At 63.0% G+C, this 16466-nt stretch carries 15 protein-coding genes and 3 pseudogenes; 7 read left to right on the forward strand and 11 right to left on the reverse strand.

Annotated elements, in window-relative coordinates; all coding sequences use genetic code 11:
* Positions 1-436 (forward strand): annotated as a pseudogene (locus T281_RS19545) (transposase family protein); the annotation flags it as partial.
* 288 nt (positions 437-724) lie between these two features.
* On the opposite strand, the gene T281_RS11085 reads toward T281_RS19545, so the two are convergent.
* The 8 genes and pseudogenes from T281_RS11085 to T281_RS11110 all read right to left on the reverse strand — a co-directional run bounded on the left by T281_RS11085 (position 725) and on the right by T281_RS11110 (position 7522).
* Positions 725-946: a hypothetical protein gene (locus tag T281_RS11085; protein ID WP_037238570.1), complete on the reverse strand. Its 222-nt coding sequence runs from the start codon at positions 944-946 to the stop codon at positions 725-727.
* The gene (locus T281_RS19890) at positions 943-1239 is read right to left on the reverse strand and encodes a TnsA endonuclease C-terminal domain-containing protein (protein WP_210336113.1); all 297 of its coding nucleotides are present in this window, start codon (positions 1237-1239) and stop codon (positions 943-945) included. The genes T281_RS11085 and T281_RS19890 overlap by 4 nt, the downstream gene beginning before the upstream one ends.
* Positions 1152-1379: pseudogene (locus tag T281_RS19895) on the reverse strand (TnsA endonuclease N-terminal domain-containing protein); the annotation flags it as partial. The pseudogene T281_RS19895 and the gene T281_RS19890, both read right to left, overlap by 88 nt.
* 87 nt (positions 1380-1466) lie before the next feature.
* The gene (locus tag T281_RS19305) at positions 1467-1772 is read right to left on the reverse strand and encodes a PDDEXK family nuclease (protein WP_199502287.1); all 306 of its coding nucleotides are present in this window, start codon (positions 1770-1772) and stop codon (positions 1467-1469) included.
* A gap of 173 nt (positions 1773-1945) precedes the next feature.
* Positions 1946-3766 carry a glutamine--fructose-6-phosphate transaminase (isomerizing) gene (gene glmS / locus T281_RS11095; protein WP_037238574.1) on the reverse strand — a complete coding sequence of 607 codons (1821 nt, stop codon included), beginning with the start codon at positions 3764-3766 and terminating at the stop codon, positions 1946-1948.
* A 139-nt stretch (positions 3767-3905) separates the two neighbouring features.
* Positions 3906-5261, reverse strand: coding sequence for a bifunctional UDP-N-acetylglucosamine diphosphorylase/glucosamine-1-phosphate N-acetyltransferase GlmU (gene glmU, locus T281_RS11100; RefSeq protein WP_037238577.1), 1356 nt, complete (start codon positions 5259-5261; stop codon positions 3906-3908).
* Positions 5262-5453: 192 nt separating this feature from the next.
* Positions 5454-6377, reverse strand: coding sequence for a KPN_02809 family neutral zinc metallopeptidase (gene ypfJ, locus T281_RS11105; RefSeq protein WP_037238580.1), 924 nt, complete (start codon positions 6375-6377; stop codon positions 5454-5456).
* Complete coding sequence (locus T281_RS11110; RefSeq protein ID WP_245269219.1) at positions 6374-7522, reverse strand: malonyl-CoA decarboxylase; 1149 nt, start codon at positions 7520-7522, stop codon at positions 6374-6376. The genes ypfJ and T281_RS11110 overlap by 4 nt, the downstream gene beginning before the upstream one ends.
* 437 nt (positions 7523-7959) lie before the next feature.
* On the opposite strand from T281_RS11110, the gene T281_RS11115 reads away from it, so the two are divergent.
* Positions 7960-8688: a GntR family transcriptional regulator gene (locus T281_RS11115; RefSeq protein ID WP_081796738.1), complete on the forward strand. Its 729-nt coding sequence runs from the start codon at positions 7960-7962 to the stop codon at positions 8686-8688.
* A gap of 482 nt (positions 8689-9170) precedes the next feature.
* Here T281_RS11115 and T281_RS17800 read toward each other — a convergent pair whose 3' ends face one another.
* Positions 9171-10295: a COG3904 family protein gene (locus T281_RS17800; RefSeq protein ID WP_052037392.1), complete on the reverse strand. Its 1125-nt coding sequence runs from the start codon at positions 10293-10295 to the stop codon at positions 9171-9173.
* A gap of 170 nt (positions 10296-10465) precedes the next feature.
* Positions 10466-10939 (reverse strand): EF-hand domain-containing protein, encoded by a 474-nt coding sequence (locus T281_RS11125; protein ID WP_162173160.1) that lies wholly within the window; start codon positions 10937-10939, stop codon positions 10466-10468.
* 247 nt (positions 10940-11186) lie between these two features.
* On the opposite strand from T281_RS11125, the gene T281_RS11130 reads away from it, so the two are divergent.
* The 5 genes from T281_RS11130 (at position 11187) to T281_RS11150 (ending at position 15844) form a co-directional block, all read left to right on the forward strand.
* Positions 11187-12068, forward strand: coding sequence for a polysaccharide deacetylase family protein (locus T281_RS11130; protein WP_052037394.1), 882 nt, complete (start codon positions 11187-11189; stop codon positions 12066-12068).
* A gap of 119 nt (positions 12069-12187) precedes the next feature.
* Positions 12188-13060 (forward strand): CAF17-like 4Fe-4S cluster assembly/insertion protein YgfZ, encoded by an 873-nt coding sequence (ygfZ, locus tag T281_RS11135; RefSeq protein WP_037238586.1) that lies wholly within the window; start codon positions 12188-12190, stop codon positions 13058-13060.
* Positions 13057-13680 carry a DNA-3-methyladenine glycosylase I gene (locus T281_RS11140; RefSeq protein WP_052037395.1) on the forward strand — a complete coding sequence of 208 codons (624 nt, stop codon included), beginning with the start codon at positions 13057-13059 and terminating at the stop codon, positions 13678-13680. Before ygfZ ends, T281_RS11140 begins: the two co-directional genes overlap by 4 nt.
* A 27-nt stretch (positions 13681-13707) precedes the next feature.
* Positions 13708-14388, forward strand: coding sequence for an HD domain-containing protein (locus T281_RS11145; protein WP_052037396.1), 681 nt, complete (start codon positions 13708-13710; stop codon positions 14386-14388).
* Complete coding sequence (locus tag T281_RS11150; protein WP_420834877.1) at positions 14351-15844, forward strand: FAD-binding oxidoreductase; 1494 nt, start codon at positions 14351-14353, stop codon at positions 15842-15844. The genes T281_RS11145 and T281_RS11150 overlap by 38 nt, the downstream gene beginning before the upstream one ends.
* On the opposite strand, the pseudogene T281_RS19125 reads toward T281_RS11150, so the two are convergent.
* Positions 15841-16466 (reverse strand): annotated as a pseudogene (locus T281_RS19125) (AAA family ATPase); the annotation flags it as partial. The gene T281_RS11150 and the pseudogene T281_RS19125 sit on opposite strands and share 4 nt — an antisense overlap.

Raw genomic sequence — 16466 nt, forward strand, 5'->3', positions numbered from 1 at the left:
CCTGAGAACCCTCGCAAAGCGCTATGGGATCAATCAGAAGACGGTGCGCAAGTGGCGCACCCGAGCTTCGGTCGCCGACCTTCCGACCGGCCCGAAAGAGAAGCGATCAACCATTCTGGCGGCGGAGGAGGAAGCGGTCGTCGTCGCCTTTCGCCGGCATACGCTCTTGCCGCTCGACGATTGCCTTTACGCCTTGCAGGCGACCATTCCGCATCTGACGCGGTCCTCGCTGCATCGCTGTTTGCAACGACACGGGATCAGCCGGCTGCCGGAAACGGAAGGCGACAAGCCCGCAAAGAAAAAGTTCAAGGCCTATCCGATCGGCTTCTTCCACATAGACATCGCCGAAGTTCAGACTGCGGAAGGAAAGCTCTATCTGTTCGTGGCTATTGATCGGACGTCCAAATTCGCCTTCATCCCGCACCTGCGGGCTACGTTGAAGCTACGCGGCGCGCTCCGGCAAATCTGTCGCTGAAAGTCTCATCCCGCACCTGCGGGCTACGTTGAAGCGGCGTGCAATCCGGTGGCACGTACGAGGTGCGGGCGTCTCATCCCGCACCTGCGGGCTACGTTGAAGGGCCGCATGAACAACCCCGGCATGGCTTTGGCGATGGCTCGCCCACGCTTGATTTCATCGAAGATCGCCAGCTGATCCGAAATTAGCGGCTTGATCATCAGCCAGCCACGATCCCTCTTTGCGCGGTGAGAAGCGGGGATTGCGTCTTCAACAACGGGGGCGCAACCACGGATCGCTGGCTGCATGCCGCCAGACGCCCGCTTCCCGCAGCCTCTCCATATCTTCCATAATGCGAAAGACGGGAAGCGCCCGCGCCGCATGGATGTCGATGGCGTAGAGCCCCCTGTTGGCTGGGTCGATCCAGAGCACGCGCTCGACGAGGCCGTCCGCCGGATATTCCAGAAGCTGATTGACCTCGATGTCGTTCATAGTGCCCACCTCAGGCGCTCGACACGATGCGCGATGAAGCGCTCAAGCGCCACACCGTCATCCAGAGGCTCGTCGATCGGAAAGCGGAGCTTCTTTCGCGCCAGCAGATGGCGCACCAGCATAAGAGCCGTTCCTCGCTCGAGCGAAAAGCCTTCGTCGATGTCGGCGCAGAACTGCCTTCGGGTGCCTGATCGGCGGCCGAAATCTCCCGCAAGACGTGTTCGGCCATTTCGTCGAGATAACCAGGATATGGCTGATTGATGTGCGAAAGCGTCCCGTAGCTGTGCACCCATGCGATGTTGCGCACGGCAACCTTCGGAATGTCACGTTCCGTGACGATGCCCCAGTCCACGCCCTGTTCGAGCCAGTAACGTCGCTCGATCTCAAGCTTCTCCAAAGTCCGCGGCTTGTCGAGGTCCGTAGCCGTTTTCACCCCCGGGCTATGAGCCTCAGTCGACCGTCCTGAACGACGTCGATCAGGAAATCCGTCGTCATCACAAGGGGCGTACGCGATGCCAGATCAAGGGGATGTGCCACGCCGAGTTGCGCAGCGATGCTGGGTGGCGTCGCGCTTGAGCGGAAATTGCTCGCGGATGTCGGTGACTGTGTCGGACCAATCGGCGAGGTAGAACAGGCCGCATTCGATGTCTGAGAGTAGATGATGCAAGCGCCCGGTTGTGAGCCCGTGCAGTCGATGCGAGCGTCCGCTCGATGGAACGTCCTGGACGGTCAACCAAGGGCTGTAACGAGCGCTCGTCCCTGACCGCCCCTCCTTCAGATAGCGCTGGATCTTGCCTTCGTCGAACCCGTATCGCTTACGCGCCATGGCAGCCTAAAGAGCGGAGCGGCAGCTTATCACCGCCGCCGCTTTATAACGCTCCTTCGTGTCAGGATGAAATTTTTTGTCTAGGATGATTGTTTTTTGTTCCAGATAAAACTTTTTGTCCAGGATGATACATTTTTGTCCTAGAACAACCGCGTGTCGGGGGAGCCCCGCGCCTACTCGACCGTCACCGACTTCGCCAAGTTCCGTGGCTGGTCCACATCGGTGCCCATCGCCACCGCCGTGTGATAGGCGAGAAGCTGAATCGGCACGGCGTAGAGGATCGGGTTGACGAGGCTGTGCGCCGTCGGCAGCACGAAATTAGCCTGCGCTTTAACCGCCGCCTGCGCTTCGGGCGCGTCGGAGAACACGACGAGCTTGCCGCCGCGCGCCGCCACTTCCTGAAGGTTGGACACCGTCTTCTCGAACAGCGCATCCTTCGGCGCGAGCGCGATCACGGGCACCGTCTCGTCGATAAGCGCGATAGGGCCGTGCTTCAGTTCGCCCGCCGCGAAGCCTTCCGCGTGGAGATAGGAGATTTCCTTCAACTTCAGCGCGCCTTCGAGGGCGAGCGGATAGCTCGATCCGCGCCCGAGATAGAGCACGAGCGGCGCCTTCGCGAGCGTCTGCGCCAGCGCGTCGAATTCGTCCTCGCGCTTCAGCACATCGGCCATGAGGCGCGGCACCTGCACGAGCGCACTCACAAGCTCGGCCTCGTCGGCAGCCGACAGCACGCCGCGCTTGCGCCCCGCCGCGATCGCCATGCAGGCCAGCACCGAAAGCTGGCACGTGAAGGCCTTCGTCGAGGCGACGCCGATTTCCGGCCCGGCGAGCGTCTGAAGAACGGCGTCCGATTCCCGCGCGATGGACGATTCCGGCACGTTCACCACTGAGGCGATGAGCTGGCCATTATCGCGGCAATAGCGGAGGCTTGCGAGTGTGTCCGCCGTTTCGCCGGACTGCGAAACGAACACGGCGAGCCCGTCCTTCGGTAGCGGCGATTCGCGATAGCGGAATTCGGACGCGATATCGACGTCCACCGGAAGCTTCGCATAGCGCTCGAACCAGTATTTCGCGGTCAGCGCTGCATAGAAAGCCGTACCGCAGGCCGTGATGGTGAGCTTGGACAGCTTGTCGAACGGCAGACCGCCGCCCGGTAGCTCGATGGAATTGCTGTCGAAGCGGACATAATGTGCGAGCGTGCGGCTGATGACTTCCGGCTGCTCGTGGATCTCCTTCGCCATGAAGTGGCGGTGGTTGCCCTTGTCGATAAGGAGCGCCGAAACAGCGGTCCGCACGATGGGGCGCTTCACTTCCGCGCCGGTCTCATCGTGGATCGTCACGCCATCGTGGTTGAGCACGGCCCAGTCGCCCTCGTCGAGAAACGTCACGCGGTCGGTGAAGGGCGCGAGCGCCATGGCGTCGGAGCCGAGGAACATCTCGCCCTTGCCGTAACCGACGGCGAGCGGGCTGCCGCGCCGGGCCCCGATCATCAGATCGTCGCGGCCGGAGAAGAGAATCGCCAGGGCGAACGCGCCTGTAAGACGGGCGAGCGACGTACGCACGGCGGCCACCGGGTCCGCCCCGCTCCGAAGCTCGCGATTGATGAGATGGGCCACGACTTCGCTGTCGGTCTGGCTTTCGAAGGTCTCGCCTTCTTTCTCAGCCTCTTCGCGAAGCTCGCGGAAATTCTCGATAATGCCGTTGTGAACGATGGCGACGGCACCCGCCATGTGCGGATGCGCGTTCCTCTCGACCGGCGCGCCATGCGTCGCCCAGCGCGTATGCCCGATGCCCGACGTGCCGTAAAGCGGCTCCGCGCCGAGCTTCCGGTCGAGCGCCGCAAGCTTGCCCTCGGCGCGCCGCCGCGTAAGGACGCCGCCTTCAAGGGTGGCGACGCCCGCGGAATCGTACCCGCGATATTCAAGCCGACGCAGCGCATCGACGAGACGTGGCGCTGCCGGTTCTTTTCCGAGGATGCCGATGATTCCGCACATGGATTTGGCCTTTCCGAAGGTCGGACGACGTGATCGCCCGCGATGGTAGCTGCGCCGCGCGACCGCACAAACTCAAACAATACTACAGACTGTTTCAGGCAAGTTTAAGTTGCAGTTCGTAAGGGAGTTCTCCCCTAGCCTACTTCTCGTCTTTCGCCGCGGCCTTGGTGGCCTCATGACGCGCGCGCTTGCGCTTCGCCCATTCGTCTTTGTGCACCTGCGGCGCGCGTGTCAGCGCCAACGCGTGGGGCGGCACATCCTCGGAAATTATACTGCCCGAGCCGATATAAGCGCCATCGCCGATGGTCACGGGCGCGACGAGCGAGCTGTTGGAGCCGATAAACGCGCCCGCGCCGATATTCGTCTTGAATTTGCTGTAGCCATCGTAATTGCAGGTGATGGTGCCCGCGCCGATGTTGGTTTTCGCGCCGATATTCGCGTCGCCGATGTAGCTGAGGTGGTTCACCTTGGCGCCCTCCCCGACATGCGAGGCCTTCAACTCCACGAAATTGCCGACATGCACCCCGGCTTCCAGCACCGTGCCGGGGCGGAACCGCGCGAATGGACCGATGGTCGAGCCGCGCCCGACGCGCGCGCCTTCGAGATGCGAAAAGCCGCGGATCGTGACGCCGTCCTCGATGACGACGCCCGCAGCGAAAATCACATTCGGCTCGATCACCACATCCTGCCCGATGATTGTGTCATGCGCGAAGGTCACGGTGTCGGGCGCTATGAGCGTCGCGCCGCCCGCCATTGCCGCATCGCGCGCGCGCCGCTGGAAGATGGCCTCGGCCTCGGCGAGCTGGGCGCGCGTGTTCACGCCGCGCACCTCATCCTCGTCGATGATCTCGCAGGCCACGCGAAGCCCCCGCGCGCGGGCAACCTCCACCGCGTCGGTGAGGTAATACTCGCGCTGGGCGTTGTCGTTGCCGATGCGGTCGAGGAGCGAAAGGATCAGGTCGCCGCGAAACGCGAGGATGCCGGAATTGCAAAGCGTGATCGCCCGCTCCGCCTCGCTGGCGTCTTTGTCCTCTCGGATGGCGACGAGCGCGCCCGACGCATCGGTGATTAGGCGGCCATATCCCTTCGGATTGCGCGCATTGAAGCCCATGACGGCCATGTCGGCACCATTCGCGATGGCGGCGGCGAGGCGGGCGAGGCTGTCGGGCGTGACGAGCGGCGTGTCGCCACAGAGCACCACGACGGGAAGGCTCGACGTTTCAAGCGCGGGCCTCGCCTGCAACACGGCATGCGCCGTACCGAGCCGCTCATGCTGCTCGAAGAACCGCGCGGCGATGGGCAGGCGAAGCGCATCGAAGCCCTTCGCGTCGGGCGGCACGATCACCGAGCACGCCTCCGCGCCAGCGTCGGCGGCGGCCTTGACGACATGGGCGACGAGCGGCAGACCGCCGACCGGGTGCAGCACCTTCGGCAACGCCGATTTCATGCGCGTCCCCTGCCCCGCCGCCAGCACCACCGCATTGAATCCCGCCATGGGTCGATCCTTTTCTGCCTTCGCCGGTGCTCTGCTTACGCCTGTCGGCGATCAAATGGAAAGCTCCGCCCTGCTCTTCAAGCATAGCGGTGCGCGGTAAAGATTGGCTGCGCTGATAGGGGAAAGCTGTGGCGAGCGGGTGACAGAGCGTGTGTCAAGCTTGTCAAACGGAAGGGCAGAACCCGCCCTCCCTCAGATCGCGTCGGTGTTGAACGTATCGCAAGACGCCAGCGAACCCGTCTGATAGCCGCGCGTGAACCAGCGCGCCCGCTGTTCCGAGGAACCATGCGTGAACGAATCAGGCACAGCATAGCCCCGCGTGCTCTTCTGGATGGCGTCGTCGCCGATCGCCGCCGCCGCGCGCAGCGCCGACTCGATGTCGCCCGGCTCAAGCGTGTTGTTCAGCTTTGCCGTATGATGCGCCCACACACCCGCATAGCAGTCGGCCTGAAGCTCGACGCGCACCTGGATCGCATTGCGCTGACCTTCCGAGGTGGCAGCCGCCTGAAGCCGCTGCGCCTGCTGAAGCCGCCCCTGCAAATTCTGGATGTGATGGCCGATTTCATGCGCGATCACATAGGCTTGCGCGAATTCGCCCGGCGCGCGGAAGCGACGCTTCAGCATGTCGAAAAACGACAGGTCGATATAAACCTTGCGGTTCATCGGACAATAAAACGGCCCCATCTGCGCGCTTGCGAGTCCGCAGCCGGACTGGATGCCGTCGCGGAAAAGCACAAGTTTCGGCGGCGAATAGCGTGCGCCCTGGCTCGCAAAGATTTTCGTCCATGTATCTTCGGTATCGCCGAGCACGACCGAAACGAACCGCTTCGCCTGATCGTCCGTCGTCGCGCTCTGGGAGGGCGGGCGCGGCGCTTCGCGCGGGATCTGAATGCCGCCGCCGCCGGGCAGCCCTTCGCCGCCGCCTTGCAGGATGACGCGCGGATCGATGCCGAACAACAGCGCAATGCCGACGATCACGATCACGCCGACGATGCCGAGGCCGCCGCCCTGCCCGATCTGTATGCCTCCGCCGCCGGGGAACGGAAAACCGCCCCCACCGCTCTCATCGCGGCGGTCTTCGACGTTCTCGCTTTCGCGGCGTCCCTGCCATCTCATGAGATTGTCTCGCTTTTACGCTGCGCGGCCTTGGCGTTCGGTTCCGGCGCGAGAAGGATCGATCTCACGGCCTTCGACGCGGCCACTTGGCTCAGGTTCACATAAGCTTCGTGATTACGCTCGATGTCCTTAAGATCGTATAAATAGTTGACCATGACGCTCAGAGACTCGCGAATACCCTTCTCCGACGTGTCGCCGAGCCAATTGATCCGCTCCAGCCGCGCGCCGTTTCCGAGGTGGAAACGCGCCACCGGGTCGACCGGTTTCCCCTTCTTGTCCTTCGCGCGCAGATAATAATGAGCGGCGGCGGCGAGGATAGCGGGTTCGAGCGCGTCGAGTTCCTCCTCGCTCTCGCCGAATTGGCCCGCGAGCGCTGCATCGATCAGCTTCCGCTGCGCCGCCGGGAGATAGGAAAGCTCGGCCTTGTTCGCTTCGAGCCAAGACCTGAAAGTCGGTGCGGGCGATAGCGTCACGAAGGTCTTGAGCGAAGGCTTCTCCTTCTTCATGTCCTCCGCCACCTGCTTGATGAGGAAGTTGCCGAAGGAAATCCCGCGCAGGCCATCCTGACAGTTCGAGATGGAATAGAAGACGGCCACGGAAGGGTCCGGATCGTCGAAATCTTCCGCGTCGGAAGCGAGGAGCAACTGGATCGAGGACGGAATCTCGCTCGCGAGCGCGACCTGCACGAAGATGAGCGGCTCGTCGACGAGCGCGGGATGGAAGAACGCGAAGCAACGGCGGTCGTTGGGGTCGAGCCTGCGCCGCAAATCCTCGAAACCGTGGATCTTGTGCACCTTCTCGTAGGCGATCAGTTTTTCGAGGATCGACGCCGGGCTCGACCAGGAAAGATGCGCGAGCACGAGGAAGCCGCGATTGAACCACGAGGAGAACAAATGCACGAAATCGCGGTCGACGCCGGCGAGCTGGGGATTGTCCTTCAGACGGCGTAACAAGTCTTCCCGCATGCGCACGAGAGCCGTCGTGCCGCCCGGCGCGAGATTGAGGCGGCGGAAAAGTTCCTGCCTCGGCGATTCGACGGCAGCCATGAGCGTTTCGAGCCGACCGATCTCCGGCTGCTCAAGATAGGCGGTCGCCGCTCGCTGGACCGCCTCTGTGCTCGGGAGAAAATGTCTTGCCAAAAACACGAAAAAAGCGTCTTTTTCCTTATCTGTCGTCAAACGGTAGAGGTCAAGGATTCGCCTTGCAAGAGCAACGCCGGATGCTTCGCCCCTGCTCGAAACCAAAGCCTGACATAATTCTTCGAATGACTCTTCAGCGTCTGTTCCGATCAAGGATGACAAATCCAGAATCTGCCTGCCTCGGTCCGAAATTTTGCTCAGGATTTCCTGGAAGAAAGAAACATCCATATTCCGGCTGCGCGCCTCGCTGCTTGCGATTGATCAAAGGTCCAGTCTGAGGGGGATGATACCATGAAATTCGTGGTCTACGCCCGAAAAGGCGGTTTCGGGTTCTTCACTGTTCGGATTATCCGGGGTATGGCTTCCTGCCCGGTAAAAATTGCGCCGAGCTTTGACTATGGACGGAAGGATCGTCGAGACCACGAAACGAGGAGCGCAGTCCTATGAGTTCCCAAGCGGAACGCTTGCGATCGTTGATTGAGGAGGAGATCCTCTCCTTTCAGCTTAAGCCCGGCGACAAGCTGGACGAATGCGGTCTCGCGAAGCGATACGGGACGTCGCGGACGCCGGTTCGGGAAGCACTTCGTCAACTCTCCGCCAACGGTCTCGTCGAGATCCGGCCTCACAAAGGCGCCATGGTCGCGCGCCTCGGCATTCGCGAACTCGTCGAATTGCTCGAAGTGATGGCGGAGCTTGAGGGTGCCTGCGGACGGCTGGCCGCCAAGTCCTGCCTCAACAGCGACATCGATGCGATGAGTGCGGCTCAGGAAGATTGCCGCCGCTTTGCCGAGTCGCACGATCCGAAAAGCTACGCGCGCGCGAATGAGGTTTTCCACGAGACGATCTATGCGGCGAGTCGCAACAGCTACCTCGTCAAGATGACGCTCAGCATCCGCAACCGGATCGGCGCCTACCGGCGTTTGCAACTCGACCATATCAACCGCATTCTGCCCTCCGTCATGGAGCACGACCGCATTCTGCGCACGATCCGCGACGGGCTTCCCGACGAGACCGACAGGCTGTTGCAGGTGCACATCCTCAACATCGGCGGTGAACTTCGCCGCATGATCGCACTCATTTCCGAGGGCGAGAACGCGTTCCCGAATCGCTCTCAGATGATGTTCGACGAAGCCGACGCGCTTCACGTTCTCGCGGGCGCGGGCAAGCGATAGGACGCCGGGGCCGCGCTCGCGGGGCGTACCGCGCCTCGACGGTCGTCGGCGCGCGTGCTATGGAGACGACCGATATCGCGGCCATTCAGGTTATCCGCGGGAGTCGTCGTTGGCGCGCGCGGGCCAGGGAGACCAACGCCCAACCGCGAACCCGATCCCTCATGGCTGCGCAAGGCTCATTTCGTGCCGATCACCTTCGACGGGAGCGTTTTGCGTCGGCTCGAAGGCGCGCCTGCCTTCATCATTCGCCGGGAGTGGATTTTCCTAACGCCCGGCGATGCGCGAACGGTCGAGAGCATGCCCGGGGGCATCCGTCGCCGTATGTCCCTTAGGACGTATGTCCTTAAGATTGTGTGAGAGATGAGTTGCTAGGGGAGCTCGTCGTCTCGAGACCACTCGGACTGCTGGCCGCTACGGACCGCGCAAGCTCAGCGCGCTGCGCTCCCTAACCGGCACGCGTCGCACGAGTGGCGCACCAATCCTCAGCGCAAAGCGAGATCGAACGGACAGAACGAGCGGAAGCACGGGCCGCGATTTCGCTCCGACGACATGTTGCGCCGTTCGATCACCTTGCCGTCCACCGCGACAATCGAGAAGCGATCCGACTGGCGATTGAGCACGAGGTGCCACGTCGAAACCCCCTTCGAGCGGGTGCTCCCGCTCGCGACTTCCCAGTCGATCAGCGCGTCAACCATGCATTGCGCCTGCGGCACCTTGCACAGCACGATGACGCTGCCAGGCTTCAGGGACTGCTTCCGGTTCGGCCACCGCGTCACGAAACGGGCGTGCGAGGCCAATACCTCCTGCCGGGTCTTCATCTTGCCAAAATGCGAAACCTTGTCGTCATATACATCTGATATCAGAGCCAGCGAGCGAGCGGCCTCCTCGTTTTCATATGTGAGGTAACGCGCCGCGAAATTCCGCGCCTGCGCTTCGACATCGGCGGGAGTAGCGGCGGGACCGACGCCAAGCGACGACACGTCTTTCGTAACCTCGGTGGTTTTGGGCGTCTGGGCCTGCTCGGTCACGCCCCCCTCCGATGAGCCGTCCAGATCCTTCACCGTGACCTCGATCCCGTTCCCGCGAACCTGCGCAGGCGAAAACCAGCGCACGCTCGTCGGCGGCGCGGAGGTGAGGCTTAGCACCGCTTTCTCGGGCAGCCCGAGCGTGTTCAGGTAAGACCCGACGATCGCGTTGCCCGACGCGCTGACTTCCTTCACGCCCGCGAGATCGTAATAGGCGGCGTGAAAGCCGACCCGCGCCGAAGACGCCATCAGACGTGGCACGCCCGCGAGCCAGATCAGCGCGCATGCCGAGGCACAGCGCGAATTTGCGGTGACATAGGTCGAGAAGCCCTTGAGCCGGATCGCGCGGCCGATATCGAGCGCTTCCTTCAACGCGCCGCCGTCGCTTGCGAGCGCAACCACGGCATCTTCGGTCATCAGCGCGATGTTGGCGAATTTCTGCGCATCGCCGGGGGCAATCACCCCCGCAATAACGATGACCCTCGTGACGCCATCGTGGGTCACGGTCGTGATATTGGCCGCGCGGGCCGGAAGCCCGAGAAGCGCGGTGAAGATCAAAAGCGAAGCCAGAAGACGATGCATGCAAAAGCCGCGTCTGACGTTGAGACCGGCTTTTTTTCTAGCAGGGCGAAGCAGTTTTGTCTGTTGCGCGAATGCACCAGCCCGAGCTTAGGATGCATTCACGCACAAGTACAACCTGACGCGGGTCTTACCAGATCGCCAAGCCTTGCGAGCGCGCCTCGTCATCGCGCCTATCGCGCGCCCGGAATTGCCGGGTTTTCCTTCTTCGGCTGTTCAACCGTTGCCGCGCGAAGCTGGTAGGTGTTCAGACGGCAGGTGTTCTGCTTGTCGAGTTCCACGAAGGCGGGATTGCGCCGGTCGACCATGTCCGATTCGGTCACGTAACCCTTTCGCTCGACATCGTAATATTTGAAGTCGGCGGTCTCGAACAGGCGGTCCACTTTGGAGAGCCGGGCGAATTCCTCCGGCGAAAGCTTTCCGTCGCGGTTGACGTCCGCATCCTTGAACAGCTGGCCGACATAGGCGCGCCACTCGTCGCAAGTGACGACGCCGTCGTGATTGATGTCCCAGGTCGCGGCGGCACGGATGAACGATCCTTCGACCGAGTCGCTCAAGCCGGCCGGGGATGAACACCCGGCGGCGAGGATCGCAAGCGAGGCACTGGCAGCCATGAGCCCGAGACGCAATTTTTTGTGATGTGCCATTCTTGTCGACCACTTCCGTTTCATTCGCCGTTGTCCGAGGCAAAGCTTTGAATTGTGGTGCGAATAGGCCGAAACGCCCCGTCCGGCGCTTTTGCCACAAATCTTCCTCGCGAACGCCATTCGCGCGTCAATCCCTCAACGCCTGCGAAACCAAGATTAAGAAGACTTTGCGGTCGCGTCTTAAGCCGCGCTATAAGCGTGCAGGCGAATATGGTTCTGAGTTGCAAGAGCCATGTGTGGTGGGATCATGATTTACAGACATGCGGCCATTGGTCTGGTCGCACTCGTTTCGCTCGCGGGCGCGGCCAGCGCGGCCGAATGCCCTGCGGGCGCGCTCGGAACCAGCCGGACGCTTGCCCTCGATCCGGCGAAAGTGAGCCGAGTCGGCGGCGGACCGGATTACGGCACGCCCATCCTCGAAGACCATGAGGTGATTCTCACCTTCGATGACGGCCCTACCCCGCCGTGGACGGGCAAGGTGCTCGACGCGCTCGCCGCCGAATGCGTGCACGCGACCTTCTTCACCGTGGGCACGATGGCGCGGGCGCATCCGGCGCTGTTGAAGCGCGTGCGTGCCGAGGGGCACACCGTCGGCACGCATTCCGAGCATCACGCGCATATCCCGAAGTTGCCGTACAAGGCCGCCACGAAAGAAATCTCCGACGGCTTCATGACGGCCGGCAAGAGCCTTGGCGATCAGACTGCCGTCGCACCGTTCTTCCGCTTTCCCTATCTCGAGTCGACGCGCGCAACAGAAACCTACGCCGCTGCGGTGGGCATCGTGATCTGGAATATCGATTTCCATGCGAGCGACTGGACCTTGCTGACGCCGGAAGTGCTGGCCAACCGCGCTATCGACAAGATCGAACAGAAGAAGCGTGGCATTCTCCTTTTGCACGACATACACCAGCGCACCGCCCTCGCCCTGCCGATCATTCTTCAGGAATTGAAGAAGCGCGGCTACAAGATCGTGCATGCGGTGCCGGTGCCCGGCGCTCACCTGAATTTCGAGGTGGCGGCGAAGATCGATCCATGGGGCGCGAAAGTGGCGCCGCTTCGCAGCAGTCGCGCGAAGGCCTCGCCAAGTTTTGATGGCGGAGCGGTGGAGGATTGGCCCGCGCAGCATTAGTTTCTGCGGGCATCGGATGCGCCCGCCGGCCGTGGCGAACCACGGCATGCAGAACATGGCAGGAACGCCAAACGGTGTTATGATCCGGCCACCGCTTCATCTCTGGCGAGGTTTCCTGCATGCCGTCCACTCTTCTGCCTGATCGCGCCGTCCTCAAGGTTACGGGCGACGACCACGTTTCCTTCCTCCACGGTCTGATTACGAACGATGTCGAGCATCTCGGAAACGACGAGGCGCGCTTCTCAGGTCTGCTGTCGCCGCAGGGCAAAATCCTTTTCGATTTCTTCGTCGTCCGCCATGGCGATACGCATTTCATTGACGCGCCGAAAGCACAAGCCGACGCGCTCCTGAAGCGCCTCACCATGTACAAGCTGCGCGCGAAGGTGGACGTCGCCGATGTGTCGGACAAGACGGCGGCGGGCGCAATCTGGGGCGAGGACGCATCCGCGTGGGCGAAGGCGAATGGCGGGCTCGCCTATGCCGATCCGCGACTGCCGGAGCTTGGCAGCCGCATCCTGATATCCGCCGCCGCCGCGCCTGCCGTGACGGCCACGCCCGAGGACTACGCCGCCCATCGCATTGCGCTTGCCGTGCCTGAGGGCGGCGCGGACTACGCCTTCAGCGATGCATTCCCGCACGAGGCGTGCTTCGACTTCCTTCATGGCATGGACTTCAAGAAGGGCTGCTTCGTCGGGCAGGAAGTCGTCTCGCGCATGCAGCATCGCGGCACGGCACGCACGCGCGTTCTGTCGGTGACGGCATCGGCGGACTTGCCGGAAGGCGGCGCGGATATCGTGGCGGGCGGTTTCCCGGTCGGCCGCCTCGGCTCGGTCCATGGCGCGCACGGCGTAGCTCTCGCCCGCATCGACCGCGTGCGCGACGCGCTGGCGAAAGGGCTCGCGTTGACCGTGGGCGCGGCAGACGTGGATCTCACCGTGCCGCACTGGGCAACCTATTCGCTTGAGCCGGAACCTGCGGGAGACGCCGCGTGACCGCGCTCGAAGCCGCGCGCGCCGTCGCAGAGCCCGCCCGCTGCGCGTGGGTGAACGCCGACAACGCGCTTTATGTCCGCTATCACGATGAGGAATGGGGCGTGCCGAAGACGAGCGACCGCGCGTTCTTCGAGAAGCTTATCCTCGAAGGTTTCCAGTCCGGCCTGTCGTGGATCACGATCCTGCGCAAACGCGAGAGCTTTCGCGCCGCTTTCGATGGCTTCGACCCCGAGAAGGTCGCGCGCTACGACGCGGCGAAGGTCGCGGCGCTGGTGGCCGATGCGGGGATCGTGCGCCATCGCGGCAAGATCGAGGCCGCAATCGCCAATGCGCAAGCCTGCCTCGACCTGCAACAGAAGCAATCGCTCGCCTCATTCTTCTGGGGCTTCGTGGACGGTGCCGCGCTTCAGAACCGCTTCGCCGCCATTTCCGAGGTGCCCGCGCAGACGCCGCTCAGCGCCGCGATCTCGAAGGAACTGAAGCGTCGCGGCTTCCGCTTCTGCGGTCCGACCACGGTCTATTCGCTGATGCAGGCGACGGGCCTCGTCAACGACCACATCGTGACCTGCCATCGCCACGATCCTTGCGCCGCTTTGGCTCGACCTGAAATTCTGGCATAAAGACGCTGTTCCCGAAAAGGATTCGCGATGCAGCAAAAACTTGCCCCCCAGCCGCTCGTCGTGCACCGCCAAAGCCGCGCCTGGCAGCGCATGCTTTCGGGCCGCCGCCTCGACCTGCTGGACCCGTCGCCGCTCGACATCGAGATTGGCGACATCGCGCACGGGCTGGCTCGCGTCGCCCGCTGGAACGGTCAGACGAAGGGCGCGCATGCCTTCTCCGTCGCGCAGCATTGCGTGCTCGTGGAACAGATCGCGGCCCTCATCAAACCCGCCGCCGGGCCGCATTTTCGCATGGCCGCGCTGCTGCACGACGCGCCGGAATATGTGGTCGGCGATCTCATCAGCCCGTTCAAGGCCGCGATGGGCAAGACCTACAAGACCTTCGAACTGCGCATCCAGCGCGCGGTTCACATTCGCTTCGGCCTGCCGCCGGAGCTTGCCCAAGGCGTCACACACGCCATCAAGCGCGCGGACAAGATCGCGGCCTTCTTCGAAGCGACCGAGCTTGCGGGGTTTGCTGCGGCCGACGCGCGCGCATGCTTCGGCAACCCGGACACGCTCGGCATAGAATGGCCGGCGGTGCTTCGGCATCCAGAGCCCGTGGACGCATCCTCGGCGCAAGCGGCCTTCCTCGCGCAGTTCGAGGCGCTCGAAGCCGAAAGACGGGCGAGTGCGGACCGGCCGAAAGGCGGCGCGCGTGCACCCTGATCTGAAACCGCTGACGGCTGGCCTCGCCGCGAAATTCGCCTCGCTCGCCGGGCCACACGGCGCACTGGAAGCGCCGTCGGAGATCCTCCCCTATACGCAGGAGCCGCGCGGCCTTTATCACGGCGCGTCGCCTCTCGTGCTGCGCCCGGCGACCGTCGAGCAGATTTCCGCGATCCTGCATCTCGCCCATGAGGAGCGCATCGCGATCGTGCCGCAGGGCGGCAATACGGGGCTCGTCGGCGGACAGGTGCCGTTCGGCGGCGAAATCATCCTGAGCCTTTCGCGCATGAATCGCATCCGCGATGTCGACGCGGCGGGCAACACGCTCACCGTCGAGGCGGGCACAACGCTCGCCGCCGTGCAGGAGGCTGCCGCCGCTGCGGGGCGCCTGTTTCCGCTGAGCCTCGGCTCGGAAGGCTCGTGTCAAATCGGCGGCAACATCGCGTCGAACGCGGGCGGCGTGCATGTGCTCCGCTACGGCAACATGCGCGATCTCGTGCTCGGCCTCGAAGCGGTGCTGCCCGGCGGCGCGGTGATCCACGGGCTGAAGGCGCTTCGCAAGGACAACACCGGCTACGATCTGAAAAGTCTGCTCATCGGCTCGGAAGGCACGCTCGCTGTCATCACGGCGGCGACGCTGAAGCTGTTTCCGCAGCCCGCCGAGGTCGCGACCGCCTTCGTCGGCCTGCCCTCGCTCGATGCGGCGGGCGCGTTCTTCAGCCGCGCGAGCGAAGGCGCGGGGCCGCTGCTCACCGCATTCGAACTCATCCCGCGCGCGATCCTCGATTTCGTCTTCCGCCATCTGCCGCAGCACCGCGACCCGCTTGCCACGCGCTATCCGTGGTATGCGCTCGTCGAAATTTCCTCGCCGCTGGCTAACGGCGTCGCCCAGCGCGCGGCGCTATCGATCCTCGAAGCCGCGATGGAAGCGGGCACCGTCGCCGACGCAGCCGTCGCCGCATCCGAAGCGCAGGCGCGCGACTTCTGGTGGCTGCGCGAGGCCATCGTCGAAGCGCAGAAATACGAGGGCGGCAGCATCAAGCACGACGTGTCCGTGCCGGTCGCGCTCATCCCTGCCTTCATCGCCGAAGCGACCGCCGCCGTCGAGGCGCTCGTGCCCGGCGCGCGGCCCGTGCCGTTCGGCCATTTCGGCGACGGCAACATCCATTTCAACGTGAGCCAGCCCGAGGGCGGCGACACGGCTGCGGACAAGGATGCGCGGAGGGCGGCGTATCTCGCGCGCTGGGACGAGATGCAGGCGCTGGTCCACGGCATCGTGCTGAAATATGGCGGCTCGATCAGCGCCGAGCACGGCATCGGCCGCATGAAGGCCGACGCGCTCGCGGCGATCAAGTCCCCCGCCGAGATGGCGCTGCTGCGGGGGATAAAGGCGGCGTTTGATCCGCGCGGGGTGCTGAACCCGGGGAAGGTTCTGGTGGAGGTTTGTTGCAGCTAACGGCCGAAGATATCGCGCCTCAACTCAGCATAAACGCTCATTCCGGGTTTGATCAGTGGCACCAATGTGTTGCGGGCGAAGGACATCTGATCGTTACCTGACCGAACAAGTCCAAGGATACGTTTCGTCTCTGTGTAAATGGTTCCAGCGGCAGATTTGATGTCGTCATTTGGGTTTCCACGCCTAGAACTGTCTGAGAGCGCTTTCTCCTTGGCCGCTATCACCGAAGGCGCATCATCTAATTTACCTTCAGAACTGCAAAGAGCAGTGAGTACCTCATCATCGTAAAGGTAAGATTCGAGATGCCTTCGAGTGAGGACAATGACTCCCTTCTCGTTGAAAGCATTCACATCTGCGGGGGCGTGGTCATCGTGATCGATCAGGCGCGTCACTTGCATCCCAGCGGCAACCTTCGGCAATGCAGCTGCAAGGCCAAGGAAATCTCCGGAAACCTCTTTCGAACTGCCCGCCGATATGAACGTCACGTCAGGAAACTCGTCAGCAAAGATCTTTCCGTAAACTTGTGCATCATGCTCCGCGTTCTTTCCAGGAACCGGACCAGCTGGATTTCCCTCGCATATGATGACCTGACGCGGAGCTACTAACGAGGCGAGGTCATCTA

Origin of the sequence: Rhodomicrobium udaipurense JA643 (assembly GCF_000636015.1) — a bacterium.
GTDB classification, from domain to species: Bacteria; Pseudomonadota; Alphaproteobacteria; order Rhizobiales; family Rhodomicrobiaceae; genus Rhodomicrobium; species Rhodomicrobium udaipurense.